This window comes from Shewanella sp. M16 (assembly GCF_018224605.1).
GTDB classification, from domain to species: Bacteria; Pseudomonadota; Gammaproteobacteria; order Enterobacterales; family Shewanellaceae; genus Shewanella; species Shewanella oncorhynchi.
In genome coordinates, this window is the sequence record NZ_JAGTUL010000164.1 from 1 (window position 1) to 255 (window position 255).

Here is a 255-nt window from a genome sequence, read left to right on the forward strand (position 1 = left end):
ATCGCAATTAAGCGATGATTTTAGCTACTACACCAGCACCAACTGTACGACCACCTTCACGGATTGCGAAGCGTAAACCTTCGTCCATCGCGATTGGGCAAATCAGAGTCACTACCATTTTGATGTTGTCGCCAGGCATTACCATCTCTACGCCTTCTGGCAGTTCGATAGTACCGGTTACGTCAGTTGTACGGAAGTAGAACTGTGGACGGTAGCCTTTGAAGAATGGAGTGTGACGTCCGCCTTCTTCTTTTG

At 48.2% G+C, this 255-nt stretch carries 1 pseudogene; it reads right to left on the reverse strand.

The window, feature by feature from the left end:
- Positions 1-7: 7 nt before the first annotated feature.
- Positions 8-255, reverse strand: a pseudogene (gene tuf / locus KFE26_RS23875) (elongation factor Tu); the annotation flags it as partial.